The 26,305-nt window shown below is 61.8% G+C and carries 30 protein-coding genes; 18 read left to right on the forward strand and 12 right to left on the reverse strand.

Annotation, left to right across the window (positions count from 1 at the left end; all coding sequences use genetic code 11):
* Genes rpsH through rplN form a run of 5 tightly spaced genes read right to left on the reverse strand, consistent with a single transcriptional unit; the run spans position 1 to position 1,996 of the window.
* Complete coding sequence (gene rpsH / locus BM013_RS37425) at positions 1–396, reverse strand: 30S ribosomal protein S8 (RefSeq protein WP_056516708.1); 396 nt, start codon at positions 394–396, stop codon at positions 1–3.
* A gap of 20 nt (positions 397–416) precedes the next feature.
* On the reverse strand, positions 417–722 hold the full coding sequence (rpsN, locus tag BM013_RS37430) for a 30S ribosomal protein S14 (protein WP_093135124.1): 306 nt from the start codon (positions 720–722) through the stop codon (positions 417–419).
* A gap of 8 nt (positions 723–730) precedes the next feature.
* The gene (gene rplE, locus BM013_RS37435) at positions 731–1,270 is read right to left on the reverse strand and encodes a 50S ribosomal protein L5 (RefSeq protein ID WP_013544114.1); all 540 of its coding nucleotides are present in this window, start codon (positions 1,268–1,270) and stop codon (positions 731–733) included.
* A gap of 11 nt (positions 1,271–1,281) precedes the next feature.
* Positions 1,282–1,614 carry a 50S ribosomal protein L24 gene (rplX, locus tag BM013_RS37440; RefSeq protein WP_093135127.1) on the reverse strand — a complete coding sequence of 111 codons (333 nt, stop codon included), beginning with the start codon at positions 1,612–1,614 and terminating at the stop codon, positions 1,282–1,284.
* A 13-nt stretch (positions 1,615–1,627) separates the two neighbouring features.
* Positions 1,628–1,996 (reverse strand): 50S ribosomal protein L14, encoded by a 369-nt coding sequence (gene rplN, locus BM013_RS37445; protein ID WP_009124801.1) that lies wholly within the window; start codon positions 1,994–1,996, stop codon positions 1,628–1,630.
* Positions 1,997–2,222: 226 nt separating this feature from the next.
* On the opposite strand from rplN, the gene BM013_RS37450 reads away from it, so the two are divergent.
* Together BM013_RS37450 and proC are read left to right on the forward strand one after the other, a co-directional pair.
* Positions 2,223–3,419, forward strand: a complete 1,197-nt coding sequence (locus tag BM013_RS37450; RefSeq protein ID WP_256221860.1) for an esterase-like activity of phytase family protein — start codon at positions 2,223–2,225, stop codon at positions 3,417–3,419.
* Positions 3,416–4,282 (forward strand): pyrroline-5-carboxylate reductase, encoded by an 867-nt coding sequence (gene proC, locus BM013_RS37455; protein ID WP_093135129.1) that lies wholly within the window; start codon positions 3,416–3,418, stop codon positions 4,280–4,282. Before BM013_RS37450 ends, proC begins: the two co-directional genes overlap by 4 nt.
* A gap of 43 nt (positions 4,283–4,325) precedes the next feature.
* On the opposite strand, the gene BM013_RS37460 is transcribed toward proC, so the two are convergent.
* The 5 genes from BM013_RS37460 to BM013_RS37480 all read right to left on the reverse strand — a co-directional run bounded on the left by BM013_RS37460 (position 4,326) and on the right by BM013_RS37480 (position 8,068).
* Positions 4,326–4,796 (reverse strand): MaoC/PaaZ C-terminal domain-containing protein, encoded by a 471-nt coding sequence (locus BM013_RS37460; RefSeq protein WP_093135132.1) that lies wholly within the window; start codon positions 4,794–4,796, stop codon positions 4,326–4,328.
* Positions 4,797–4,807: 11 nt separating this feature from the next.
* Positions 4,808–5,668, reverse strand: coding sequence for a 4-hydroxybenzoate octaprenyltransferase (gene ubiA, locus BM013_RS37465; protein WP_093135185.1), 861 nt, complete (start codon positions 5,666–5,668; stop codon positions 4,808–4,810).
* A 66-nt stretch (positions 5,669–5,734) separates the two neighbouring features.
* The gene (locus BM013_RS37470) at positions 5,735–6,310 is read right to left on the reverse strand and encodes a Dps family protein (RefSeq protein ID WP_093135134.1); all 576 of its coding nucleotides are present in this window, start codon (positions 6,308–6,310) and stop codon (positions 5,735–5,737) included.
* 171 nt (positions 6,311–6,481) lie between these two features.
* Positions 6,482–7,447 carry a LysR substrate-binding domain-containing protein gene (locus tag BM013_RS37475; protein WP_093135137.1) on the reverse strand — a complete coding sequence of 322 codons (966 nt, stop codon included), beginning with the start codon at positions 7,445–7,447 and terminating at the stop codon, positions 6,482–6,484.
* Positions 7,448–7,786: 339 nt separating this feature from the next.
* Complete coding sequence (locus BM013_RS37480) at positions 7,787–8,068, reverse strand: helix-turn-helix domain-containing protein (protein WP_093135139.1); 282 nt, start codon at positions 8,066–8,068, stop codon at positions 7,787–7,789.
* Positions 8,069–8,396: 328 nt separating this feature from the next.
* On the opposite strand from BM013_RS37480, the gene BM013_RS37485 reads away from it, so the two are divergent.
* The 14 genes from BM013_RS37485 (at position 8,397) to BM013_RS37550 (ending at position 22,102) form a co-directional block, all read left to right on the forward strand.
* The gene (locus BM013_RS37485) at positions 8,397–8,834 is read left to right on the forward strand and encodes a hypothetical protein (protein ID WP_256221861.1); all 438 of its coding nucleotides are present in this window, start codon (positions 8,397–8,399) and stop codon (positions 8,832–8,834) included.
* A gap of 28 nt (positions 8,835–8,862) precedes the next feature.
* Positions 8,863–9,699, forward strand: a complete 837-nt coding sequence (locus BM013_RS37490; protein ID WP_093135142.1) for a metallophosphoesterase — start codon at positions 8,863–8,865, stop codon at positions 9,697–9,699.
* Positions 9,696–9,911 (forward strand): antitoxin Xre/MbcA/ParS toxin-binding domain-containing protein, encoded by a 216-nt coding sequence (locus BM013_RS37495; RefSeq protein ID WP_093135145.1) that lies wholly within the window; start codon positions 9,696–9,698, stop codon positions 9,909–9,911. The genes BM013_RS37490 and BM013_RS37495 overlap by 4 nt, the downstream gene beginning before the upstream one ends.
* Positions 9,912–9,937: 26 nt before the next feature.
* Positions 9,938–10,444: an HAD domain-containing protein gene (locus BM013_RS37500; RefSeq protein WP_093135147.1), complete on the forward strand. Its 507-nt coding sequence runs from the start codon at positions 9,938–9,940 to the stop codon at positions 10,442–10,444.
* A 19-nt stretch (positions 10,445–10,463) separates the two neighbouring features.
* Positions 10,464–11,408 carry a metallophosphoesterase gene (locus BM013_RS37505; RefSeq protein WP_093135150.1) on the forward strand — a complete coding sequence of 315 codons (945 nt, stop codon included), beginning with the start codon at positions 10,464–10,466 and terminating at the stop codon, positions 11,406–11,408.
* A 29-nt stretch (positions 11,409–11,437) separates the two neighbouring features.
* Positions 11,438–11,890, forward strand: coding sequence for an HAD domain-containing protein (locus tag BM013_RS37510; RefSeq protein ID WP_093135152.1), 453 nt, complete (start codon positions 11,438–11,440; stop codon positions 11,888–11,890).
* On the forward strand, positions 11,887–12,732 hold the full coding sequence (locus tag BM013_RS37515; protein WP_093135155.1) for a metallophosphoesterase: 846 nt from the start codon (positions 11,887–11,889) through the stop codon (positions 12,730–12,732). Before BM013_RS37510 ends, BM013_RS37515 begins: the two co-directional genes overlap by 4 nt.
* Complete coding sequence (locus BM013_RS41510; RefSeq protein WP_093135156.1) at positions 12,729–12,938, forward strand: hypothetical protein; 210 nt, start codon at positions 12,729–12,731, stop codon at positions 12,936–12,938. Before BM013_RS37515 ends, BM013_RS41510 begins: the two co-directional genes overlap by 4 nt.
* A 243-nt stretch (positions 12,939–13,181) precedes the next feature.
* Positions 13,182–14,510 (forward strand): hypothetical protein, encoded by a 1,329-nt coding sequence (locus BM013_RS37525; protein WP_143098463.1) that lies wholly within the window; start codon positions 13,182–13,184, stop codon positions 14,508–14,510.
* 310 nt (positions 14,511–14,820) lie between these two features.
* Positions 14,821–15,525 carry a response regulator transcription factor gene (locus tag BM013_RS37530; protein WP_177225672.1) on the forward strand — a complete coding sequence of 235 codons (705 nt, stop codon included), beginning with the start codon at positions 14,821–14,823 and terminating at the stop codon, positions 15,523–15,525.
* Positions 15,510–17,654, forward strand: coding sequence for a sensor histidine kinase (locus BM013_RS37535; protein WP_093135164.1), 2,145 nt, complete (start codon positions 15,510–15,512; stop codon positions 17,652–17,654). Before BM013_RS37530 ends, BM013_RS37535 begins: the two co-directional genes overlap by 16 nt.
* A 132-nt stretch (positions 17,655–17,786) precedes the next feature.
* Positions 17,787–18,965, forward strand: coding sequence for a ComEC/Rec2 family competence protein (locus BM013_RS37540; RefSeq protein ID WP_093135190.1), 1,179 nt, complete (start codon positions 17,787–17,789; stop codon positions 18,963–18,965).
* 1 nt (position 18,966) lies between these two features.
* Positions 18,967–21,222, forward strand: a complete 2,256-nt coding sequence (locus BM013_RS37545; protein ID WP_093135166.1) for a ThiF family adenylyltransferase — start codon at positions 18,967–18,969, stop codon at positions 21,220–21,222.
* 70 nt (positions 21,223–21,292) lie between these two features.
* Positions 21,293–22,102: a hypothetical protein gene (locus BM013_RS37550; protein WP_093135169.1), complete on the forward strand. Its 810-nt coding sequence runs from the start codon at positions 21,293–21,295 to the stop codon at positions 22,100–22,102.
* 926 nt (positions 22,103–23,028) lie between these two features.
* Here BM013_RS37550 and BM013_RS37555 read toward each other — a convergent pair.
* The gene (locus BM013_RS37555) at positions 23,029–24,006 is read right to left on the reverse strand and encodes an IS5 family transposase (RefSeq protein ID WP_093135171.1); all 978 of its coding nucleotides are present in this window, start codon (positions 24,004–24,006) and stop codon (positions 23,029–23,031) included.
* A 47-nt stretch (positions 24,007–24,053) separates the two neighbouring features.
* Between BM013_RS37555 and BM013_RS40955 the strand changes: the two genes are divergently transcribed.
* Positions 24,054–24,491: a hypothetical protein gene (locus BM013_RS40955; RefSeq protein ID WP_143098464.1), complete on the forward strand. Its 438-nt coding sequence runs from the start codon at positions 24,054–24,056 to the stop codon at positions 24,489–24,491.
* Positions 24,492–24,581: 90 nt separating this feature from the next.
* A complete protein-coding gene (locus BM013_RS37560; protein WP_093135174.1) occupies positions 24,582–25,616 on the forward strand; it encodes an IS110 family RNA-guided transposase in 1,035 nt (344 codons plus the stop codon).
* Positions 25,617–25,886: 270 nt separating this feature from the next.
* On the opposite strand, the gene BM013_RS37565 is transcribed toward BM013_RS37560, so the two are convergent.
* The coding region (locus BM013_RS37565; protein ID WP_143098465.1) for an IS66 family transposase at positions 25,887–26,305 on the reverse strand (419 nt) is incomplete at its 5' end.

Raw genomic sequence — 26,305 nt, forward strand, 5'->3', positions numbered from 1 at the left:
TTAGGCGACGTAGCACAGAACTTCGCCACCGACACCGGTAGCGCGAGCCTTGCGGTCGGTCATCACGCCCTGGGGGGTCGTGACGATCGCAACGCCGAGGCCGTTCTGGACTTGCGGAATGGCTGCGCTGGCCTTGTAGACGCGCAGGCCGGGGCGGCTCACGCGCTCGATACGCTCGATGACCGGACGGCCAGCGTAGTACTTCAGCGTGATGACGAGTTCGGACTTGCCTGCATCGGTCTTCACTTCGAAGCCGTCGATGTAGCCTTCGTCTTTCAGGACTTGTGCAATCGCGGCCTTCACCTTGGAAGACGGGATCGACACAGTGGGCTTCGCCACCATCTGCGCGTTACGGATACGCGTCAGCAGGTCGGCAATGGGATCACTCATGCTCATGTTGTTTGCTCCTGCCTGGCTTACCAGCTGGCCTTGGTGACACCGGGGATGTCGCCAGCGAAAGCCAGTTCACGGATCTTGGCGCGAGCCAGACCGAATTGACGGAAGGTACCGCGCGGGCGACCGGTGATTTCGCAGCGGTTGCGTTGACGCGTCGGATTTGCGTTGCGCGGCAGCTTCTGCAGCGCCAGGCGTGCAGCAGCGCGCTCTTCTTCGCTCTTCTTCTGGTCATTGGAAGCCGCCTTCAGTTCTGCGTGCTTCGCAGCGTACTTGGCAACCAGCTTGTCGCGCTTGAGTTCGCGCTGGATCAAAGATTGTTTAGCCACAGTTCGCCTCAGTTCTTGAACGGGAAACGGAAACCAGCGAGAAGCGCCTTGGCTTCTTCGTCGGTCTTGGCCGTCGTCGTGATGCTGATATTGAGACCGCGCAGGGCATCGACCTTGTCGTACTCGATCTCAGGGAAAATGATCTGTTCCTTGACGCCGATGTTGTAGTTGCCACGGCCGTCGAACGCACGGCCGGAGATGCCGCGGAAGTCGCGAACACGCGGCAGCGCGATGGTCACGAAACGGTCCAGGAACTCATACATCTGCACGCCACGCAGCGTGACCATGCAGCCGATAGGCTGGTTTTCGCGGATCTTGAAACCGGCGATAGCCTTCTTCGACTTGGTGACCACGGGCTTCTGGCCAGCGATCTTGGTCAGGTCGGCGACAGCGTTGTCGAGAACCTTCTTGTCGGCGACTGCTTCACCCACACCCATGTTGAGCGTGATCTTGGTGAGGCGCGGAACCTGCATCGGCGACTTGTAGCCGAACTTTTCCGTCAGGTCTTTCGCGATCTTTTCGCGATAGTGTTGTTGGAGACGTGCCATGTGAGTACCTCTTAGGCGAACTTGATTTCGTCGCCGCTGGACTTGAAGACGCGAACAGCCACGCGCTTGCCGTCTGCACCCTGGGTGACCTTGATGCCCACGCGATCGGCCTTGCCGGTCGCGGCATTGAAGATCGCCACGTTGGATTGGTGAATGGGCATGGACTTCTCGACGATGCCACCGGTCGTACCCTTGAGGGGGTTCGGCTTGGTGTGCTTCTTGACGAGGTTCAGGCCTTCGATGAGGACGTGCGAGTCGTCCTTGCGCAGCGAGATGACGCCGCGCTTGCCCTTGTCACGACCGGCCAACACGATGACCTGGTCGCCTTTGCGAATCTTGTTCATGACGTTGTTGTCCTTAGAGAACTTCAGGTGCCAGCGACACGATCTTCATGAACTTCTCGGTGCGCAGTTCGCGCGTGACCGGTCCGAAGATGCGGGTGCCGATAGGCTCCAGCTTGGCATTGAGCAGCACGGCGGCATTGCCGTCGAACTTGACGAGCGAACCGTCAGCACGACGGATGCCCTTGGCGGTGCGAACCACCACTGCGCTGTAGATCTCGCCCTTTTTGACGCGACCACGCGGAGCGGCTTCCTTGATGCTCACCTTGATGACGTCGCCCACGCTGGCATAACGCCGCTTGGAGCCACCGAGCACCTTGATACACAGGACGGATTTCGCGCCTGTGTTGTCGGCCACTTCGAGCCGGGATTCAGTTTGGATCATTTCTTGATATTCCCAACTTGTACCGATGTGCCTCCAGGAGGGAAGCACCGCGGTCAGTCTTGGTCCCGTCGTCCACACCCCGAACCACTCGGGGCGCTTCCGCTTTGGGCTGAAAGCTTCGCCTTTTGGAAGCGAAGCCCGCGATTGTGGCACGCACTTATGGCGATGTCAACAACCCCATTACACCATTTCTCGCTGGCACTAGACTTCGGGCGTGCGCCAGCCCGTGAAATCCTCCTTTTCGCCTCCCGCCCTGCCACGCCGCCGCCTGCTCGCAGCCGGCGCGGGGGCGGCCGGCCTGCTCACGCTGGGCCTGGCCGGTTGCAGGAGCGCAACGCCCAATCCCGACCCCGGGCAGCTTCGCCGCATCGCCGAGGCGCGCTGGCCGCACCGCCTGTTAATAGAGGGCACCACGGCGGGCGGCCTCTCGGGCATCGACTACGACCCCGTCCGAGGTGAGTACCTGCTCATCAGCGATGACCGGTCAGACCTGGCGCCTGTGCGCCTCTACACCGCCCGCTGGCCCCAGCCGCAGGCCCAGGCCCAAGCCACCCCGCCCGAACCCACGAGCGTGGTCCAGTTGCAACGCCCCGGCGGCGGCCCCTGGCCGAACCGGCGCCACGCGGTCGACGGGCTCCCCGTGCCCGACCCCGAGGCCCTGCGCCTGCGCCCCGCCACCAACACCCTGCTGTGGACCAGCGAAGGCGACGTCGCCCGCGGTTTCGGCCCCGCGCTGTACGAATCGGCGCGCGACGGGCGTTTTCTGCGCGAATTCACGATGCCGGCGATGTTCCAGGTCGACCCGGCCCAGCGCCGCGGCCCGCGCGACAACCTGAGCTTCGAAGGCGTCACGCTCACGCCCGACGGCCGCTTCGCCTGGCTCGGCATGGAAAACGCCCTGATACAGGACGGCCCCGAGCCCACCACCGGCGCGCCCGGCGGCCCCTGCCGCTTCACCCGCATCGACCTGGAAACCGGCCAGGCCGACCGCCAGATCGCCTACGTGCCCGACGCCATCCCGCTGCGCCCGCTCATTCCCGGCAGCTACGCCGACAACGGCGTGAGCGAGATCCTCATGCTCGACGCCGACCGCATGCTGGTGCTGGAGCGCGCCTACGCCACCGGCAAGGGCAATTCGCTGCGCCTGTATGAAATAGACACCCGCGCCGCGAGCGACGTGCTCGCCGTCGACGCGCTGGCGCCCGGCAACCACCGCCCCGCGGCCAAGACGCCGGTGGCCGACTTCGCGGCGCTGGGCCTGTCCCGCCTCGACAACACGGAGGGCATGTGCTGGGGGCCGCCGCTGCCCGACGGCAAGCGCATGCTGGTGGTCGTGAGCGACGACAATTTCAACCCGCTTCAAGTGACCCAGTTCGTCGCCTTCGAATACACAGACCGTCCAGACCGAGCCGCCCGACCATGACCATCGCCGTGACCTTCCTCCCCCGCACCGGCCCCGCGCCCCTGCCACCGCTGCCGCCCGTCGCCTTCATCGGCGGCGGCAACATGGCCAGCGCCATCATCGGCGGCCTGATCCAGCAAGGCACCCCGGCGGACGCGTTCGAGGTGGTCGAGCCCTTCGAGGAAGCCCGCGCCAAGCTGGCCCATTCCTTCGGCATCACGGCCCGGGCCGAGGCCAGCGACGCCCTCGCGCGCTGCGGCGTGGTGGTCTGGGCGGTCAAGCCCCAGACCTTCGCCGAGGCCGCCCGCTCCGTGCGCGCGTTCGCCGGCGACGCACTGCACCTGAGCGTGGCCGCGGGCATTCCGTCGGACAGCATCGCCCGCTGGCTGGGCACCGAGCGCGTGGTGCGCGCCATGCCCAATACGCCGGCGCTCGTGGGCCAGGGCATGACGGGCCTGTATGCGCGCCCCGGCGTCGAGAGCACCGACCGCGCCATGGTCGCCCAGTTGCTGGGGCCGACCGGCGAGCTGATCTGGGTGGACGCCGAACCGGCGCTCGACGCCGTCACCGCCATGTCGGGTTCCGGGCCGGCCTACGTGTTCTATTTCATCGAGGCGATGACCGAGGCCGGCGTCGAGATGGGCCTCACGCCCGAACAGGCCCAGCAACTGGCGATCGGCACGTTCACGGGCGCCTCGGCGCTGGCGCACAGCGCCACGGAGCCGCCGTCGGTGCTGCGCGAGCGCGTCACCTCCAAGGGCGGCACGACCTATGCGGCCATCACCTCGATGCAGCAGGCCGACGTGAAGGCGCAGTTCAAGACCGCGATCCGCGCCGCGCAGAAGCGCGCCGCCGAACTGGGCGAGGAATTCGGCCGCGGCTGATCGCAACGGCCAACGGCCCATTGCCGATCGCTGCTGGTGAATGTCAGGCCGGCGGCAACGCGCCCGGCCCGAGGAAGAACAGCCACTCGGCGGCCAGCGTGACGGTGCCGTCCTCCAGCTCGAGCCGCACTTCTTCCTTCAGCAGGAAGCTGTCGCCGGGCTTGGGCGTCACGTCCATGATGCGCACCCGCGCCCGGAAGCGCGCGCCCACCGGCATCGGCCGCACGAAGCGCAGGCGGTCGAAGCCGTAGTTCAGCGCGTGGTTCGAATCGAAGGGCAGCAGCGTGCGCATGGCCTCGCCGGTCAGCTTGATCAGGTGCGAGACCTGGAAGAAGCCCTGCACGATGGTGCCGCCATAGCTGGCTTCACGCGCGGCGCGCGCGGGGTCGAGGTGGATCCACTCGCCTTCGCCGTCGCCCGACAGCGCCGAGTAGCGCTCGACCATGTCCTGCGTGATGCAGTGCCAGCCGGAGAAGCCCTCCTGGCCGATCTTCTGATTCAACCGTTCGAGCATGGCAAACGCCCTCAGCGCAGCGCGTAGCCGGCCACGATGCCGGCGAACACGGTGAAGCCCAGCCAATGGTTCAGGCGGAAGGCCTTGAAGCAGCCGTCGCGCGTGCGGCCGTGAATCAGCCGCCAGTGCCACGCGGCCTGCGCCGCGGCAATGGCAAGGCCCGCGCAGAACGGCAGGCCCAGCGAATGGCTCGCGCCGGCCCAGCCCCAGATGGCCAGGAAGATCGCATAGCTCGCCATCACCGCCGCCACGTCCAGGCGCCCGAAGGTGATGGCCGAGGTCTTCATGCCGATCTTCAGGTCGTCGTCGCGGTCGACCATCGCGTACTCGGTGTCGTAGGCCAGCACCCAGAACAGGTTGCCGACCAGCAGCCACGCCACCAGCGGCGGCACCGTGGACTGCACCGCCGCAAAGGCCATCGGAATACCGAAGCTGAAGGCAATGCCCAGCACCGCCTGCGGGATCGACACATAGCGCTTGGCGAACGGATAGATCAGCGTGATGGCCAGCGCCGCGAACGACCACAGCACCGTCACGCGGTTGGTCGTGAGCACCAGGCCGAAGGCCGCCAGCGCCAGCACGGCGCCCAGGCCCAGCGCTTCCTTCACCGACATCGCGCCGCTGGTCACGGGGCGTTGCGCGGTGCGCTTCACGTGGCGGTCGAAGTCGCGGTCGGCCACGTCGTTGATGCAGCAGCCCGCGCTGCGCATGAGGAAGGTGCCGAGCGTGAACACCACCAGCAGGTGCCAGCCCGGCCAGCCGTCCGCCGCGAACCACAGCGCCCCCAGCGTGGGCCACAGCAGCAGCAGCCAACCGGCGGGGCGGTTCCAGCGGATCAGGTCGAGGTACAGCGCGAAACGACGGGCGAGCATGCGGCGGGCGGGCAAAAAAAGAGCGGCCATTGTGCCGCTCCTGGTTGGTGCAAGGACGGTGCGCGCTCAGTCTTCGAGCAGCGAGCGCAGCATCCAGGCGGTCTGGTCGTGCACCGTGCAGCGCGCGGTGAGCATGTCGGCCGTCGGGTCGTCGCCGGCTTCCTCGGCCACGGGAATGAACTCGCGCGCGATGCGCGACACGGTTTCGTGGCCCTTCACCAGGATGCGCACCATCTCCATCGCCTTGGGCGGGGTCTGCGGCACATCGGGCACGGTGGCGATCTTGCTGAACTCGGCGTACGAGCCCGGCGCGTAGTGGCCCAGCGCGCGGATGCGCTCGGCCAGCACGTCGGTGGCGCCCCACAGCTCGGTGTACTGGCCCATGAACATCGCGTGCAGCGAGTTGAAGTGCGGGCCCGTCACGTTCCAGTGGAAGTTGTGCGTGGTGAGGTACAGCGTGTAGGTGTCGGCCAGCACGCGGCTCAGGCCTTCGGCGATGGCGGCGCGGTCCTGGCGCTCGATGCCGATGTTGATGATCGGCGCATTGCGGCTGCCGGACTCCTGCGCGACCACCGCGCCGCCCTTCTTGGGCACCTTGCCGGCGGAGGAAGCGGACGACGATTTCTTCGGGGCTTTGGCCATGGCGGGAGCTCTTTCTTCAAGTTGGAGGGACACCGGAATTCTCGAAGCCGGCGTGCGGCTTCGCAACAGCGTCACTCTATCTCAGCGATCAACGATTCAAAACACGCGGCGCGTAGGCCGATCTCTCGAATCGCGCGCCACCATGGGCCACGGCGGGCTGCTGGCGGGCTGCTACGACAGGCGCTTGACGCCCGGCAGCTCGCACGCATAGATCGCATTGCGCAGCGCCGCGATCGCCTCGTAGCGCGTGAAGGTGCGCCGCCATGCGAGCACCACGCGGCGCGTGGGCGGGTCGCGGTCGTTGGCGTCGCGCACGGGCAGGTAGCGCACCATCTGCTCGGGCTCCTTGCGGCCCTTGACCTTGGGCTTGAGCGCATCCGCCGGCACCGACAGGCGCGGCACCAGCGTCACGCCCATGCCCGAGGCCACCATGTGCTTGATGGTCTCCAGCGACGAGCCCTCGAAGCTCTTGCGGATGCCTTCGGCATTGCTGGAGAAGCGCGCGAACTCGGGGCACACCTCGAGCACGTGGTCGCGAAAGCAGTGGCCCGTGCCCAGCAGCAGCATGGTCTCGCTCTGCAGTTCTTCGGAGGTGATCGATTCGCGGTCGGCGAACTTGTGCTTGTTGGGCAGCGCGGCCATGAAGGGCTCGTCGTACAGCGGCGCCATGGCCAGGCCGGTGTCGGGAAAGGGCTCGGCCATGATGGCGCAGTCGATCTCGCCGGCGCGCAGCATCTCGAGCAGCTTGACGGTGAAGTTCTCCTGCAGCACCAGCGGCATCTGCGGCGTGCGCTGGATCACCTGGCGCACGAGGTCGGGCAGCAGGTACGGCCCGATGGTGTAGATCACGCCCAGGTTCAGCGGGCCGGCCAGCGGGTCCTTTCCGCGCTTGGCGATCTCCTTGATGCTGGCGGCCTGGTCGAGCACGCTTTGCGCCTGCTGCACGATCTGCTCGCCCAGCGGCGTGACGGTCACTTCGCCGGCGCTGCGCTCGAAGAGCTTGACCTCGAGCTCGTCCTCGAGCTTCTTGATGGCGACCGAAAGGGTCGGTTGGGACACGTAGCAGGCCTCGGCGGCCTTGCCGAAATGGCGTTCGCGGGCTACTGCGACGATGTATTTGAGTTCGGTGAGAGTCATAGCTTGCGTCAATTATGCGCAAGGGGCGGCAACCGGGCAGCGCCGGGGCCGGAAGGCCCTGTAGAGGCCCCTAACAGAGTGTCAAATTTCCCAACAGAGTGTCAGAAATCGAGAAGATGCGCGAAAATTACAAATAACAGAGTGTCAAAATTTCCGCCGACAACTCCGCGCAAACAGCAGTAGTAGACACTAACATCGAAGAAAAAATCGCACGCATTTGCCAGCGAAGCGGACACTCGAGACTGCGCACGAAATCACGTCACTTCTCAACTTGAGCAGTATTCCGGACGCCTAACGCGGGGCGCCCCACTCCTGTCTCGACTGAGCGCGGTCAACGCATCAATGGTTGCGCCTGGGAACCTGTGCCGCCACAGACGCGGCTTCAAGCCTCGCCTCAAACTCGGCGACGAAAAGTCCCATATCGATACCTATTGCGGCTGCCCAATGCCTCAATTCGACAAAGTCGATGCGCCGCGCTCCCCGCTCGACTTTGCTGAGGTCACTTTGGGTCATGCCAAGTTTCTTGGCCAGTTCCACCTGGGTCATTTCCCTTGCTTGCCTGAACTCTCGTAGGAGAGTCGTCACCAGCTTGCTTTGCCGGCTGTAAATCGTCTTCTGCATGAGCCACTTCCTTGTGGCCCGCACCCTGAAGTTCGTTTTGGAATAGTGGAAATTCGACTATTCTTCAGGTCTCACACTGAAGCGATTCGACTCATCGCAGCTTCCAGCGAAGTCCGCGTCGTTTTACTGCTGGCACAGGACGATGAATGAAAGCAGAACCTACACAGCCGCCAATTAGTTGCCAGGTCACAGATCTTGGCGATTTAGCTTTGCCGGGCCATCCATCAAGTTCTCGGCGAGATGGGCCGCGCTTTGCACCACCACAGGACATCGTCGGCTCCCCGTTGAGAGACGACACTCGTTCACGGTGGTCTCAGGAGACTCACTCGTGACACTCCCGCTCCTGGCGATGCTCGCAATCGCACTGGTCCTCTTCTACTGGGCCTGGATCGCATTGCCTCGTTCGAGCCAGGCGGGGCGCGAGCAGATGCTGCGGGAACAGGGGCAGGCAACTGGCGCGACCTTCTTCCCGGTTGATCCTCGCCGCATGCTGGGCAACTGGGATGGAACCTGCTTCCTGTTCGATCCGGATGCCCGCAAAGCCTGCATCGTGCGCGGAAAGTCCGCCTGGACGGTCGACTTCGACTACTTCAGCAATTGGCAGCTCAAGTGGACCGAATATCCCCAGAACCCGGTGTTTCGGTTTCAGCACATTCATTTCCTCTTCGAGACCAATGACTTCGACCGCCCGACGATCCGCGTGGCTGTGCCTTCTATCCCTTACGGCGAGGCGTGGAACTCCAAACTCTCGATCCTAATGTCCTGAGCGCCCTGCTGAGAACGGACCTACCGACGTGAAGCTGCTCATCCTTTCGGACCTGCACCTCGAGTTCGGTACTTTTCTCGTTCCGAAGGCTGACTACAACGTCGTGATCCTTGCTGGAGACATCTCGGTGCCCGGCTCCAAGGCCATGCGATGGGCCCGGCGGGCCGAGAACTTCGGAGAGTCAGTGCCCATCCTGTTCGTACCGGGCAACCACGAGTTCTATTCCGGCGTCGTGCAGAACTCGCTCAAGGAAATGGCGCTGACCGCGAAGGCGTGCAACGTGCATCTGCTGGTGCCCAGCGAGGCCGTGATCGGCGGCGTCCGGTTTCTGGGCTGCACCCTGTGGACCGATTTCGAACTGCCGATCCAGACCAAGACAGGGTCGCTGGTATTCACCGAACGGGCCACAAAGGCGACCAAGGTCCGTCTCAACGACTACTCATCGATCCGGTGGGCCGAGGAGGCGCAGGAATCCTCCGACGCACCCGTGGTAGCAGCCAAGTCAAAGAAGCGCCGCCTGGTACCTGAAGACACACGGGCGCTCCACCAGCGTGACCGCGCCTGGCTGGCCCAGAAGCTGGCTGAGCCCTTCGACGGGCCAACGGTGGTTGTGACCCACCACGCCCCGCATCGAAACTCTCTCGCGCGGCACTATCAGTCCGACTGGCTGTCCGCATCTTTTGTGAGCGAGCTCCCAAGGTCCTTCTTCGAAGTGCCGTCACTCTGGGTGCATGGCCACCTCCACGAGAGCTTTAACGATCAAACGGGTAACTGCCGGGTGGTGTGCAATCCACGGGGGTACGTGCGGCATGGCCGAGACCACGAAAACAAGCAGTTCAACCCAGCGCTGGTGGTCGAGCTATGAGCGACATCCCGTCCTCTACCCGCACAATCCAGAAAGTGCTGGCTGCCGCGACCGCGGTCGCGGGCGGGGACCTCGAGGCGGCCATCCTCTGGTACAGGAACGAGCCACTCGCGCTGTTTGATTACAGGACCGCCGAGTCGCTGGTAGCCGAAGGGCGAGCTGCCGACGTGCTCAATCTCCTCGAGTCCTTCCAGGCCGGGTTTGTTGGATGATGAAGCCCTGTACTTGCCATCTATCCATGGCAGAACCGACGCTGACCCATGATGCCTTTGGCCACACGGGCGATTCCAGCGACCTGCTGTTCCTGGATATCGATGGCGTGCTTCATCCTGTCGGCGTGGACTACTCGTTCAGCAGCAGGTTCTTCAGCCATTTGCCGCGGCTGGCAGAGCTTCTTCGAGAGTTCGAGTCTGTCGACGTCGTCATCTCGTCGGACTGGCGACTGGCCGAGAGCATCGAGCAGCTGCAGCGCTATTGCAGGACCGACTTCCTGCACCGGATCATCGGAGCGACGCCGCAGATTGACCCCCATGTAGTGGTCCACCACCGGCGCCAGTTGGAAATCCAGGCCTGGCTCGATAGGAATGGCCGCAACGACGCGGAATGGGTCGCACTTGACGATTGGCCTGGGAGCTTTGAAGCGAACTTAGAACGGCTCGTCCTCACCGATCCCAAGCGTGCATTCGATCAAGACAGCTTCCAGGAACTGCGCTCGCACTTCCTGCGGTTCGCGGCTGGACGATGAAGCGCCATCAGCATATGAAATGAAACCTCTCATCCCGTTGGACCTCCATGAGCGATCCGAGCACAACCAGTCGAAGCCTAAGCTCATGTTCTTCGGCGATCCGCACGGCGATCTCGATCCGGTGATCGCCGCGGTCGAGCGTTTTCAGCCCGAGGCGATCGTGCTGTTGGGCGACATCCAGACGCGCCGGCCTCTGCACATCGAACTGGGTCCGATCCTGGATCTCACCGAGGCTTACTGGATCCCGGGCAACCACGACACGGATTCCGATGCCGACTACGACAACCTGTGGGGATCAGAGCTCGTCACCCGCAACCTGCACGGACGCATCGTCGAGATCGCCGGGTACAAGGTCGCAGGCCTGGGCGGCATATTCCGCAGCAAGATCTGGGATCCGCGGCGGCCGACCAAGGAGGCCGCATTCCAGTCCAGCGAGGCCATGCGTCGAACCATGAAGCGCGAGGAGCGGTGGCGCGATGGCATTTCCCGCAAGCACCGATCCTCCATCTTTCCGGATGACTACCAACAGCTGCTGCGGGGTGGGCCGGCCGACATCCTAGTGACGCACGAAGCGCCGTCGGCGCATCCGCATGGCTGGCAGGCGATAAACGAGCTCGCCGAGGCGCTCGGCGTGCAGTTGGTGGTACATGGCCACCACCACCAGAATATCGACTACCTCGCAGAGGGCTTGATGACCGCCGCGGCACCGTTCCGTGCCTTCGGGGTCGATATGGGCTCGCACCTGGGGTGGCCACTGGATCCGCAGAAGGAGACTGCCTCGTTCGCTCTTGCGCAAGATCTGCCGTCTCTCGCCACCCAAGTTTTCGGAGCAGCGGCGCAGGCTTGGCTGAACAAGCCGCACAGACTGTTCAACGGTCGAACACCCGCTGCGTTCGCTGCGGAAGGCGGCTCGGAAAAGGTGCGCTCCATGCTCATTGCCATCCAACACGGTGGTGTCGTATGAGGACCAATGAGCGGATCGAGAGGTCCTGAGTGATCCTGTTCCTCGACTTCGACGGTGTGCTTCATCCGGAGGGAGAAGACCACATCCTCAACGGCGGCTTCGACTTCTGCTTCCTGCCGCGCCTGGAAGCACTGCTGCGCGAGTTCCCGCACGTGAAGATCGTGATCAGTTCGTCGTGGCGAGCGCATCTCCGCTACAAGACATTGATGAAGCCCTTCTCCAGTGACATTCGAGCTCGTATCCTGGGGATGACCCCATACCCAGGGTGCGGCCTTCCTCCGCCGTACAGGCCGCGTGAAGGAGAAATCCTTTCCTGGCTCCAGATCCACGATGCGGTCGACGAGCCCTGGGTCGCGCTCGACGATGCTTACTGGCAGTTCGATCGGTGCAAGGATCATTTGGTGGTGTGCAACTCATTCGTGGGCTTTGACGACAAAGCCTGTGCTCAGCTTCGCGCGTGCTTTGAAGGGGCATCTCCATGAAAGTTTTGATCCTCTCCGATCTTCACCTCGAGTTCGCGCCGTTCGAGCCCGCGCCAGAACTTGATTTCGATGTCGTCGTCCTCGCCGGTGACATTCATTCGCCGGCCAAGCGGGCGGTCCAGTGGGCGGCAGATCGTTTTCGTGGCAAGCCCGTTATCTACCTGCTGGGCAACCATGAATACTACGACGGCCGTTTGGATACGACGCTTGCCGACGCGCGGCGCGAAGCCGAAGGAACCAATGTCCATCTGCTCGACGTTGACGCGGTCGTGATCGACGGCGTGCGGTTTCTCGGCGCGACATTGTGGACTGACTTCGAGCTCGCGATCGAGACATCTGAAGGTCTGGTCAGCGATCCAGCGCGGGCCATGAAGATGGCGACCAACCTGCTGAACGACTACACGTTGATCCGGGCACCCGACGAGTCGGCGGAACCGGACACTTGGCGCCATAAGCAGGGAAGAAAGCTCCAGGCGGCGGATACGCTTCGGATTCATCAGGCGCAGCGCGCGTGGCTGCAGGCGAAGCTTGCGGAAGCGTTTGCTGGATCTACGGTGGTCGTGACGCATCACGCGCCCCATCGCGGCTCGTTGTCGCAGCGCTATGCCGATGACTGGGCCTCGGGCGCCTTCGTCACGGAGCTTCCAGAGGCCTTCTTCGATGTGCCTGTGCTCTGGGTGCATGGTCACACGCATCAACGGTTCGACTATCGAGTCCGCAATTGCCAGGTGGTGTGCAACCCGCGCGGTTATGTGAATTGGAGCGGCCGGATTGAGAACCAGGCATTCGAGCCTGGCCTGATCGTCGATGTGAAATCTCCGGCAGGAGACCAGCGACCATGAAGTTGCTCATCCTCTACGACTCGCACCCCGAGCTTGGGACCTTCGAGGTGGCGAAGGCATTGGACTACGACGTGGTTGTCCTGGCGGGCGATATCGTGGCTCTTCGACCGCGGCGAAGTCGTGATCGCAGGGAGGCGCTTCCTAGGCTGCGCTTTGCGCCGACTTTCGCCTGTGGATTGACGATGCAGGCGTTGCAGGGCAGCTGATGCGGCAGCTGTCGGGTTGGGACCGGCCTATGACGGCGTGCACGCGCTACCAGGTCGACTGTGCCATGATCTGCATGGATGACCTGCACCCCTCCAATTCGTGCGGCACATGATGCCTGGTGCCAATGGACACCTTACTGAAACACCGACGGCACCGCGCCTGACCGCGTTGCAATCGCGTGATGCCCTTGGCCACTCGCACGAAAGTGCGAAACTCCTCCGTCGTCAAATCCCACATGATCCATGACGCAAATGACAGGACAGAATGCAACGTTCCGGGGCGATGAACCGACATGGGCCAACGCCTGTGTAGGGGAGAACGGAGACCCGCAAATCTACGAGTACGCAAGCGGCTTCGCGTCGGCTGCAAATCTTCTGCTCGATCAAGTCATCTCGAACAGGGGCTTGACTCTATACGTCGATACGTTCATCTATCCGATCTGCTTCAACATGCGGCATGCAGTTGAACTCTTCCTAAAGTCCGCGGCCGCCTCGCTCGGAAGGCTTGCTGAAATCCGAGGAACTGCGACTCCGAAGTTCGACATGGCGGGGTCGCATGACCTCGGAAAGATCTGGTCCTACGTGAAGGAACACGCGCTGGCGTTCGATCAGCGCTACCACGCAACGATCGGTTCGCTGGATCCTTACGTCGCTGATGTCGCGAGCATCGATTCCACTGGCCAGGTGTTTCGCTATCCGTTCGACATCGACAATAAGAAGCATCTGGTCGTTCTCTCGATCGTGAACATCATCGTCCTGAAGAAACGCTGGAGCGAGCTCGAGAAGCACCTCAAGGATTTGGCATCGCTGGGCGATCGGCTGCTGACCGAATACCGTTGGGGTGCCTTTACAGCAAACTTGTCGAGGGTCCAACTCGCGGAGATCGCCACCGCCATGCCTGCCCGGGTGAAGTGGAATACGGATGCCTTCGACGTGGCGAAGACTGCAATGCGGCAGAAATTCAAGCTGAGCAACAATGAATTTTCCAAGGCGCTGACGATCATTCAAGGTCGACGTGAGCTCGCGTCACTGTTCGAGCATGTCGTTCCGATCCCCGGTGTCGACGCCACGAGCCTCATCAGATTCTTCGACATCTGGCTGCAGCTCCATGACCTTGATGAAATACTGGCGGAAACGGAGACGTTCGACCCGATCGTCGACTTCGATGCCGTCAGCCTGAAAGACATGCTGGCACGGCATGAGATCAAGAAGAAGGCCGTTCAGGAGATGGTCGAACACGTCACTCCCGAGACCTTCGCAGCGCTGCACGCGCTCTACTATTTTCAGCGGGATGAAGAGTGTTCCGAGGCTTTCGAGAGAGCTTTGAGGCTTGCCCATGACGTCGCCTCTCATTACGAGCAATCGCTTCCTCGATACGCGAACGACGCGCGCCATCTGCTGGAGAAGACGGGGGCGATGCCAGACATCCTCAATTCTCTGAATTATCTGGGTGAGATGGAACTCGTGAATGCTATCGTCCGCCACTATCAGCTCGAAGCGCGCCGAGCAAGACTGCTTGAGCCCAGCGAACGTGCGCGCGCTCGCATATGTCCCGGTATGTTGTCGGACTGAACATGGTCTCGTCGACCTCCGGAGCCATCTGGTTGCCAGGCGGGGCTGGACTCGGCAGAGTTCCGACAGAGCTATCAGCGGGCATTCGCCGAGCGCGAGGAACTCAAGAAAGGCGGGGGGAACTAAGCCACCGCCGACTAGATGAAGACTCCACCGCGACCGAGTGTCGACTGCGCGCCATCCGGACGAGCGTTTCCACCACTCGTCGCTGGGGACGCACGTGGGGCGGCCCATGCACCGCGTAAGGAAACTCTTACCTCCTTCCCCAGCCTCTTGGCTTATCGTCGGTAAGCATCCCAGGAGGCCAGACATGCAACAGATCGCCGTGGTGGATGATGACCCTCTCGTCATCGAACTGCTAACCCGCTGGCTCAAAGAGACCGTTCACAATTGCCAGATTTCCTCGTTCTCCGAACTCGAACCGGCGTTGCGCGCCATCGACGATACGGATTTCGATTTGGTGGTCTCAGACGTTGATCTTGGCACAGGCTCGGACAAGTTCGGGGGCGTGAAAATCGCCAAAGCCTTGGACACGCGACGCACTCCGCTGCTGGTGATTACGGGATTCACCGTTGAGGAAGGGGTCTTTAAAGCGCTCGATGCGTGGGACTATCTCCAGAAGCCGGTGGATGAATCTGATTTCAAGTCGGAGGTCAAGCGCGCTCTCACATTCAGGCGCGCGCTGACCGACACGGATGCAGTGCATGAGTCTGAGGGCGATTTCGCTAAAGTCCCAGATCTAAAGATAAATCGGCGCGGTCGCAATAACATTCAGTGGAAGGGGCATCCCCTTCGCATGTCGATGTCGAAAATCGACATCGTCGAAGCCTTGGCCCGAAATGCGGGCACAGCCGTCAACCACAAACAGCTTTACGAATTTATAGTCAGCGGCAAAAATCTCAGGAATCTCCGTGTCAAGGTTTCTGAAATTCGGGACGAATTCCGTTCCGTGGATCCTGATTTTGATCAAATCCAGGCTGTCGTCATGAATGGCTATTTGTGGCAGTTGGACTGATTGCCGCAGCAAGAGCGCGGGTCGCCGCAGTCGAAGCATCCATCCTGGGTCTCGCGAACCGCGTTGGAGTCTGGTATCGCCGCAGAGCCCTGTGGCTGCGAACTGTTCTGTTCCTCACGGTCCTGTTGGTCGTGACGGCATCCGCCTCGATACATCTTTATTTCCTTTCGTCCGACCGCGCCAAGGAAATTCGGCGAGAGCTCTTCCAGCGCGATCTTCGCGACCTCGTGGGGCGATTCGACGCAGATGAAAGGTTCGTTCTTGAAAACAATACCTCGGAGCTGATTAGTGAAAGGCGGCCGCTGAGACCGTTGCTGTTGCCCAGGGCCTACTACACCGGTTTGCCGACAACCGCTGCAACGGTTCTTCCTCGCCAGCCGCCTCGCAATTGCTTTGTCTACCTCGACCCGATTGGCGGAGGGCAACCCTCGGACGATGATCGCTTCTGTTCGTATTTTGGGGAGTCCAAAGCCGCCGGGCGCTATCTGTATGTCGCGGGCACGTTCGCAGAGGACGACGTTGTTCCACTTAAGCCCGGCGACCTCAAGATGGCCGCCGACACCATCAAGATCAACATCGAGGCGAGCGGCCAGAAGGTGACATGGTGGCTGGCGTTTCAGCCCCCGCCGTTCTTTGCCCGCCGCGATCGCTATGAACTGACCGCGTTCCGTCAGATAGGAGACAACCAGCGGGACCGGGATCGAAAAATCGAGGGGTGGGCCTATCTGCAGAGGCAGGCCCGGAGCTCTCGACTGCATTTCATCGCACGGCTGGACTTTCGGGAATTCATCGAGCCCAAGTCCGACGAGGAGTGGCCTCCCAACGGCTGGCATGGAACCACGTTCTCCGTTGAGCGAAGGGATGCGTCGGCGAACACGTCGATCATCAGAACGATCAAGTACCGCGGCGACGGCAGGGCCGAACTCTCCCTCTCAAGCCTCGGCACGCAGATCTTCAATGCCTACGGCAGTATCCAGCTGCGCAAGATCGGGGAGACATCCGAACAGGCCTGGTCGATCGATCCGCCGGAAAATCTCCGGGCGAAGTTCGCGCCCGGTTTTCTAGGGGCAAAGCTTGAAAAGGGCGACTTGTTGCTGCCGGCGACTCCCACGAGCCAGTCGGAGTCGATTCCCGACACGAATCTTTCCGTGACAGTGGCGCACCCCTGGAGACTGATCGAGAAAGGGTTTTGGCAGATCTTCATCTACCTCCTCGTCCTGCTGACGGGAAGCGGCCTGGTGTTCTGGTACTTTGTCCGAAGTTTGTTGGGGCCGATCGGCGAATGGGCAAAGTACTCGGAGCAGTTGGCGGTGACGCGGCGAGACCTGAACGTCAGCCTGCCCTACGGCGATCGGAGGAACGAGATCGGCATGCTTGCCACAGCCATCAACGGACTGATCAAGAGCCTCAGAGAACAGATGGCAAAGGCACATGCCGAGCGTGAGGAAAGGGCCGCTGAGAGTCGTCGCCAGCGTGACCAGGAAGTCGAGAACAGGATGCAGAACCTCAAGGTTATGGGCCACGAGATCCGATCTCCGCTACAGGCTTTGATGGCAATTCACTCCGAACCCAACGATCCAGGCAGGCGTTATGTGGACCGCATGTTCGCGGCGCTTCCCCACCTGATGGGCGGCGCCTCAGCCGTGGACGCAATCGGCTCCCGAGAAATGGACATCGTTGAGTTCGATCTCGCGCACTTTCTTTCGGAAGTGGCTCGCAATGCTGAGCACGCGGACATCTCGCGGGTCGAATATGGAGGACCGCCGCAAGGAGTCAGGTGTCTGGCAGACTTGTTCTCGTTGGAAGACGCGTTGACCCACGTGCTGAACAACGCGGACCGCCACCGAGCGCCCGATACGCCGATCCGGCTCGTGCTCGTTGCGCAAGATGAGGCTGCGGGCATCGAGGTGTGGAACGACGGTCAGAATATCCCCCACGACAATCTCGAGAAAATCTTTGAGTTCGGTTTCTCGACCGCAACCACGGCTGAAGGCTACGGGCAGGGGGTAGGTCTCTACGTGGCGCGCGACTACCTTCGACGCATGAGGGGAACGATCACCGTGCGCAACTACCCGAACGGCGTCGTGTTCACACTGATGCTCCCCATCGCACCAGGCCTGTTCGCGTAAGAAAAAGCTTATCTTCGCTAATGCCCGCGCAAGAACTTCGCCATAACGGGTGCCTGTTGAACTTACGCAAAGCTCGACAAACTGGATGCTCTTCACAAAGTGCGGCCTTTGCCGGCACAGAAGAACAACAGCATGGCGCAAAAACACGACATCATCTTCTACCCCGTAGGCAACGGCGATACGACGCAGATCGTCACTGCGAACGGACGCCGCATCCTGTTTGACTTCAATCACTGCAAGGCGGCCGAGGACGCGGCCGACCCGCGCATCGATCTGCACAAGCAGCTCAAGCGCGAGCTGAGCGAGGCCAAGCGCGACTACTTCGACATGGTTGCTTTCACCCATGCCGATCTCGACCACATCTGCGGCAGCACCAACTTCTTCGAGCTGCGCCACTCGGGTACTTACCAGGGCGAGGGGCGCACCAAGATCAACGAACTCTGGGTGCCAGCGGCCATGCTCATCGAAGAGGTGCGCCGCGACCAGCTTTCGGACGAATTCGCGCTCTGGCGCAAGGAGGCGCGCCACCGCCTGCTGGAGGGCAAGGGTATCAAGGTGTTCTCCCACCCCGAGGAGGTCGACAAGTGGCTGCACCCGGCCCTCAAGGAACGCGGAGAGTCGACGGATGCTCGTGACCACCTGTTCGTGGACGCCGGAACGGTGGTGAGCACCTTCAGCCTTGCTGCCGACGGGATCGAATTCTTCACTCATTCGCCGTTCATCGCGCACTGCGAAGACGGCGACTTCGTTCGCAACGACGCGTCACTCGTTTTCAACGTGCGGTTGGCGGCGGACGGCGCGTACTACGACTTCCTGCAGGTCGGCGACAGCAGCTGGGAGGTGCTCGAGGACATCGTGCGCATCACCAAGTACCACGGTAACGAAGATCGTCTGCGCTATGACCTCTTCAACATTCCCCACCACTGCAGCTATCTGTGTCTGAGCGATACGAAGGGGGAGAAGGAGACTATCCCGAAGCCGGGCGTCAAGGAGCTGCTGCTCTCGGGCAAGAAGAATGCGTACATCGTGAGTTCGAGCTACCCGATCCCGAACTCGAAGGACATGTACGAAGAGGTTCAGCCTCCGCACATCCAGGCCCGCAACGCGTATGAGAGCCACCTGGCTCAGGTCGGCGGCAGGACGTTCGTCGTCACCATGGAGGAGCCGAACGCAGCCAAGCCCTCGCCTCTGACGTTCGAGGTGAGCGTGGGGGGCATTTCGTGGATCAAGGCGATCGCGGGCGCTGCGGCCATTCTGACGTCTTCACCACCGCGCGCGGGGCTCTCCACGAGCACGGTGCGGGTGGGCTGACATGGAGGAAAATTGGGGAACCCTGCCACAGGGCGAGCTGCTGCAGGGGCCGCAGGCCCTTCAGGAGGCGCGAAGCATTGCGATCGCGACGGCGGTACAGCGCCATCCAGACTTCGAGTTGGTGCGCTGTATGCAGCTCCAGCGAGGAGGGCGCCTGGAGCTTCTCGTCGTGGACGCAAAGTGCCACGCTGTGCCGCCCAACAATCCTTTCGGGATCGAATTCATCGAGCGGATCGCGCTGATCGTGGGCTCGGATGCGACGCAACTCGTGGAAGTGCTCGCTGTGCGACGCGGCTTTCCGCGCCTTATGCACCAGAACGCGCGCCCGCCTGGATGTCCGCCAAGCCTTTGTCTCTATTTCGAGCCACCGCGATCCGTGACGCGAACATGGACGCCCGAGAGCTTTCTCGGCCGTATCAAATTCTGGTTGGAAAAAACGGCCCGTGGAGAGCTGCATCCTGCGGATCAACCGGTCGAGCAGCTCTTCTTCACCACGTCCAACGAATTGATCCTGCCGTGGAACGTCGACGCCCTTCTGACGGAGAATCCTCAACAGAAATTCGATCTTTTCGAGGGGGTCAAGCGCACGCAGCACAGCTCGACCTTCCTGCTGCAACCGCGCCTGGAGGGCGTCAAGCGCAGCCCGAGCCTTTCGCTGGTGAGTCTTCGGCTGCCTGCCATGGTGCATGGGCGCATCGAAGAAGACCCCCCAACCCTCGGCCTGCTGGCTGAGATGCTGAGTTCGCGCGGTGTCGATCTGGTTGCTGCACTCGAACTCGCAATCAGCGAGGCCGTGGGGAGCAATGGTGCCGCGGCCGCGACGGACAGTACCGGGACCGTCATTCTGCTCGATATGCCGATCACGCGCGCACCGGACGCCCAAGCGGAGCGTCGTGCAAGACGCGCATATCTGGTCAACCACGGCGAACTCAAGCTCGGCGAGTTGATGGGTGAGCTCCATCGGGTCGGCGACAAGTACTGGCGGGTAAAGCTGCTGGAGCCGGCTGCCAAGTCGGTGGCGTGGAAGCCGGTTGAGATCGAGGCGATCGAGGTACTGCAATGCGTCGATCAAGTGGCCGCGCGGCGCCAGGCCGGCACCGTCGAGTCTGGACCCATCGCAACACTGATTGGAGCAGGTGCACTCGGCGCGACGATGCTCGATCTTTGGGTGCGTTCGGGTTGGGGGGAGTGGACAGTTGTCGACAAGGATCATGTCAAGCCGCACAACCTGGTGCGTCACCCCGCGGACCTTCGACATCTGGGCCACTACAAGGAACAGGTTGCTGCCGCCCGGGCCAAAGAGATCCGCGATGGGGCAGCGGTCGTGACGCCCGTGCACGCGGATGCTTGTGATCTGGTCGATGGAGGCCTCCTTCCAGCCCTGCGCAGCGGCAGACTGGTCGTGGATGCCTCCACGACTTTGGAGTACCCCAGGCTTGCAAGTGCACATGATGACGCCGGCCGTCACGCCTCCGTGTTCCTGACCCCTTCCGGGTCAGGGTGTGTCCTGTTGCTCGAGGATGCGGCGCGGACGACACGCCTCAGATCGCTGGAGGCTCAGTACTACCGTTCCGTCATCACGCAAGAGTGGGGTGAACACCACCTCCAGGGAAGCGCTGGAACGTTCTGGAGCGGTGCGAGTTGCCGGGATATTTCGGTGGTGATGCCGTATTCCTCGGTGCAGGTCCACGCCGCGCTGCTGGCGGAGCAGGTTCAGAAATTGACCACGTCCGACGAGGCCTGCATCCGCGTCTGGTCGCGCGAGGCTGACACTGGGGTGGTCTCGCTTCATGAACTCTCTGCGCATCAAGAGCACAAAATCGCATTCGACGATATGGACCTGTTCATCGACGCGGGTGTCACTGCAAAGATGCGTGCGATGCGCCAGCTGCACCTTCCCAACGAAACGGGCGGAATTCTGCTTGGCTATCACGACTTGAACATCAATGCCGTCGTCGTCGTCGACGCACTTGAGGCGCCCTCCGATAGCCGCTCATCGCCTGGTCATTTCGAACGCGGGGTGGAGGGCGTCGCGAGCGCGGGACGGGAAGCTTCCAAGCGAACCGCCGGGATCGTCGGCTACGTAGGGGAATGGCACAGCCATCCACCAGGCCATGGCGCCGATCCGAGCTCGGATGACTTCTATCAACTGGTGTACCTGGCGCTGGGGATGGCACAGGATGGGCTGCCTGCCGTGTCGCTGATTGTCGGCGACGGGGATGACCTGCGGGCCATGAAAGCTGCAGTGGGTTCGTGAACGAATGGCACCGGCCCCTGGGAGACCCAGTCGTTGTCTCTCGAACGATGTATGCAGAAACGGTGAACCGATGATTGATCTGTTGAAGGACCCTTACGAACGGAAAGCTCGCCTTTTCCCGGGGTTGATGGTGGCGCTGCCACTCCTTGTGCCATTAGTGTGCGTCTACGGACCTCGGCACCCGGTCCTGACGGCGGTCGTCGCCGTGCTCGGGGGATGCGGCGCACTCTACACGTTGGCGAGCGTGACGCGAGGTCGCGGCAAGCAACTTCAAGAGAGCTTACTTGCCGAGTGGGGTGGTTTGCCGACCACCATTGCTCTTCGGCACCGCGAAACCTCCGCTCTGGATGGGGTCAGCAAGCAGCGATATCACGCGATGGTCAGCGCGAAGCTGCAGATCGTCATGCCGACCGCACAAGAGGAGCACGCTGATCCGGCCAAGGCGGATGACGTTTACAACGGGGTCGCGAAACGTCTTCGTGAACTGACTCGGAACAACAAGGGCTTGCTTTTCAAAGAGAACACCGCTTTCGGTTTTCACCGAAACATGTTGGCGATGAAGCCCGTGGGCATCGAGACGAGCTTGATGGGTATGGTCTACGGATTGATCATCGCCAAAGTTCTGCAACTTTCGCCGCTGCAGTTCGCCCCAATCCATCTCGCAGATCCAGGATTGGCTGCGACGCTGACGCTGTTGATCTCACTGGCTATTCTTGCCGCCTGGCTGTTCTACTTCAACAAGAAATCCGTGCTGCATATCGGCTTCTCATATGCGGAGCAATTGTTCGAGTGCTTGACTGCTCTTCCGGATGTTTCTGTGCGCAAACGGGTCGCAAAAGCAGTGTCTGTCCAGCCGCAGGCTGCAGAGTCGAACAAGTAGCTGCATAGCAATGAGCGCGTTCTTGAGCTCTGCTCCAGCGAACGAGCGGTAGCCCTTCTGGCATCAGGAAGGGCCTCGCGAATCCAGGCGGTCAGCGTCTCTCTGCACGGGTAGCCCAGTGCCCTCATGGTGGCAGCAATGCAGTGACCGTGGGCGAGGTAGTGATCGACCGATGCGTCTTTCTGTTCCTGCGAGAACTTAGGTCTGCAGCCCACCATCCGCCAGCTCGGTTGCCGCAGGCTGCCTGCCACGGGTGGCGAGCAAGGCAAGGCAAGTCCGCAGGCGGCGCAACTCGGAAATTTTGCCTCAATCCGAGATCTCGGTGCGCGCGAGATTGCAGAACGCCTCGCTACGCAGTAGCGCGCCGCTGCTGTCAGGGCAAAGCGACGCGCGTTGCATCCGCGAAACCCCATAGCTCCTCGTCTGGTTCGCATTTAGCGACCGCAGACCCGGGGTCTGGACGTGGCGATCGAGTGTGAAAATTTACTGACCTGCATGCCACCGTAGTTAGCACTCCGTATACCGTCGCTCCGCGACGGCGAGCCGACAACAAATGGTAGAACGGTGTGATCAGCGAGAGGCGGCGCCACCACAATGCAGATTTCAACCTGCTTGGGAGCTTCTTCGATGACCAACGAATCCGCCAGCACCAGAGATCCATCGAGCATCGATGGGAGTGAGAGAACGAAAAGATCGTCGCTTTGGTCGCCCTCAAAGCAACGGCTCTGGACGTCGGTGGCTGAATTTCCATTTTCGATCTTCGCCTTGGCGGCGACTGGGCTCGGTGTAATCGTCGCCTTGCGCTACTTAGGGAAGGTCTGAACAGGTCATCAATCGGCGCGCGATGAAGGTCAATGGCGTGCACGGAAATGGATCGCCCCGCCAGATGCCCCGAATCGGCGAGGTCTGCCCCTGATCCAGCGCACTCACGCTGTTTGCAGACGCACCTGTCCCATCATCGCCATCAATTTCTTGCGCGCCATCCACAGGTTGGACAGCGCAAACAGCGTGATCACATGCGCCGTGTTCTTGGCCAGTCCCTTGAACCTCACTTTCGTGAGGCCGAACTGCCGCTTGATCACCCGGAACGGGTGCTCCACCTTCGCCCGGATGCTGGCCTTCTGGTATTCCTGCTTGCGCGCCTTGGCCTTGGCTCGCCCCTCCGGCATCTTCGCCATGTCGCTGGGCCGGCCCGCAATGTGCCACTGCACGCTGCGCTTGACTCGGCTCTGTGCTCCTCGGTAGCCCGAGTCTGCCCACACCTGGGCTTCCTTGCCGTGCAACAGATCACTCACCTGTTCCACATCTGCCTCGTTGGCTGCGGTGGTCGTCACCGTGTGCACCAGCCCGGAGTCCGCATCCACGCCGATGTGCGCCTTCATGCCGAAGTGCCACTGGTTGCCCTTCTTCGTCTGGTGCATCTCCGGGTCTCGCTCGCCGCTCTCGTTCTTAGTCGAACTGGGCGCCGCGATGATCGTGGCGTCCACGATGGAGCCTCTCTTCAGAAGCAGCCCCTTCCTGGCCAGGTGGGCATTGACCTGTTTGAAGATGTCCTCGGCCAAGTCGCTGGCCTCCAGCAGGTGGCGGAAGTTCAGGATCGTCGTCTCGTCGGGGATCGATTCCATCCCCAAGCTCGCAAACGCGCGCAACGAGGTGATCTCGTAGAGGGCTTCCTCCATCGCTGGATCGCTCAGCGCGAACCAGTTCTGCATCAAGTGCACACGCAACATCGCTTCGAGCGGATACGGCCGGCGCCCGCGGCCGGCCACCGGGTAGTGCGGCTCGATGACTTTGAGCAGTGCCTTCCAGGGCACCACCAGCTCCATCTCGGCGAGGAAGACTTCCCAGCGGGTCTTCTTCCTCTTGCCCGCGTGCTCGGCATCCGAAAAACTGATCTGGCTCATCGTTGGCGCTCCTTCCGCTTCGTGTTCAACGTTCAGATCGTCTATCGGTGGACTTGATCAGATGTTCCTTAGCGCTCATCGACTATCCGCTACTTGAAATTGGGGCATTGGTGTCAAGCGCGGGACTGATTGCATTGACCGCTGCTATAGCTCTCCTAGCGACTGCCGGGATTCTTTGCGCTCCAGCGGTTGTTTTCTGGAAAGATTCGAAGTTCCAACCCAAAGCTTGGGATCTGTTTGTTGTCCAAGTTTTCCCGATCACGATCCTGTCGGCAGTCTTCTGGACGACGGATGCTGTCACCTCTATCGACTGGATCAATCTCGTAGCAATGTGGGTACTTGGTCTTGGAGGCGCCGGGATCTTGTTGTTCTGGATGAAAGCGGTGCAGCGTTGGCGCGATGCTGACGCTGGTCGCCGCAAGTCCTATGCTTGGAGATTGGTGGTTTGTTCGTTCTATTCAACCGCTGCAGCGAACGGAGCGTAAGCAATGGGATGAACGCCCCCACCCGTAACGGCATCGACGTGCCAAAGTGGTGACGTTGATCAATCACTTGAACCGAGAGGGGCGTCCACCATGAAGCTTACGACTGTTGGCATCGACCTGGCGAAGAACGTGTTCCAGGTCCACGGGATCGACGAGCACGGTAAGGTGCTCGTGAAGAAGCAGCTTCGCCGAGACCAGATGGCGGCGTTCTTCGTCAACCTGCCATCGTGCCTGATCGGCATGGAAGCGTGCGGCAGCGCACACCACTGGGCGCGCAAGCTCGCAGCGATGGGGCACGCCGTACGCCTGATGGCGCCTCAGTTCGTCAAGCCCTACGTCAAGACCAACAAGAACGATGCCGCGGACGCCGAGGCGATCTGCGAAGCCGTGGGCCGGCCGAACATGCGCTTCGTACCTATCAAGAACGTAGAGCAGCAGGCAGTGTTGGCATTGCACCGGGTGCGCCAGGGCTTCGTGAAGGCGCGCACAGCGCAGGCCAATCAGATCCGTGGCCTCCTCGGCGAGTTCGGCCTCATCATTCCCCAAGGGCTCGGCTACATCGCTGCTCGTGTTCCTGAGCTGATCGAAGACGCAAGCAGCGATCTGCCTGGCAGGTTCCGCATGCTCGTCCAACGGCTGCTCGACCACCTCAAGGAGCTCGACCGTCAAGTTGACGAGATCGAAGCGCAGATTCAGGCGTGGCATCGCAACAGCGAACTCAGCACCAGGCTTGCTCAGGTACCCGGCATCGGCCCCATCACAGCAAGCGCACTTATCGCCTCCATCGGAGATGCGAAGAACTTCGACGGCGGCCGACAACTTGCGGCGTGGCTGGGCCTGGTGCCCCGGCAACATTCTTCTGGTGGCAAGTCGAACCTGCTCGGCATGAGCAAACGAGGAGACAGCTACCTGCGCACCTTGCTGATACACGGTGCGCGATCAGTCATCTATCGCGCGAGCCAGAAGGCGGATCCGTGCAGTTGGGTCAACGCTGTCGTACAGCGGCGAAACAAGAATGTCGCGGCGGTCGCGCTGGCCAACAAGAACGCTCGAATTGTCTGGGCGTTGCTGGCCCATGACCGGCGTTACGACACGGGTTACAGGAAGGCGGCGGAGGTCGTGTGATCGAAGGCCAACTGCGGAACAGACACAACGACTTCAGGGAGAAATACCACCGATTGCTCAGGCGATCATGAAGTGATGGCAAGACAGGTAAGACCGTGGTTGGCCAAGCCCGCATTGACTGCGGCACCCAGAGTGCGTGTAAGCGATCGAGGCGTCAACCAGCAGATCCCATCAGGGGCCGCGGCCAAAAGCTGCACTCACAGCCCGAATGTACGGGAGCAATCTTTGCCTTCGTGTCGTCATGAATTGAGAGGCTGGCATAGGGGGCGTTCATGTACGCTCAATGAACCACGCCCTTGCGCTTGGTGTCGGAGCCGATGCGCGCAGGGAGGCCTGCGCGCCGTCGAGCTCGATGTTCCAGGGCAGCAGCGCCTCGTAGTCGTCGACGGTCTGCGCCAGCGGCAGCTTCTTGAACAGAGCGACGAGGTACCGATAGGGCTCGACGTTGTTGGCCTTGGCCGTTTCGATCAGCGAGTAGAGATTGGCGCTCGCGTGGGCACCACCGACGGTGTCGGCGAACAGCCAACTGCGCCTTCCGACGACGAAGGGCCGGATCGCGTTCTCCACTGGGTTGGAGTCCAGCGGCCAGGCTCCGTTGTCCAGGAACCGCACGAGCTTGGGCCACTGTCCATGCAGGTAGTGCAGCGCCTCGCCCAGCAGGCTCGACGGCGCCACGCTGTGCAGGTGCG

It is taken from the genome of Variovorax sp. OK605 (assembly GCF_900115445.1).
Lineage (GTDB): Bacteria > Pseudomonadota > Gammaproteobacteria > Burkholderiales > Burkholderiaceae_C > Variovorax.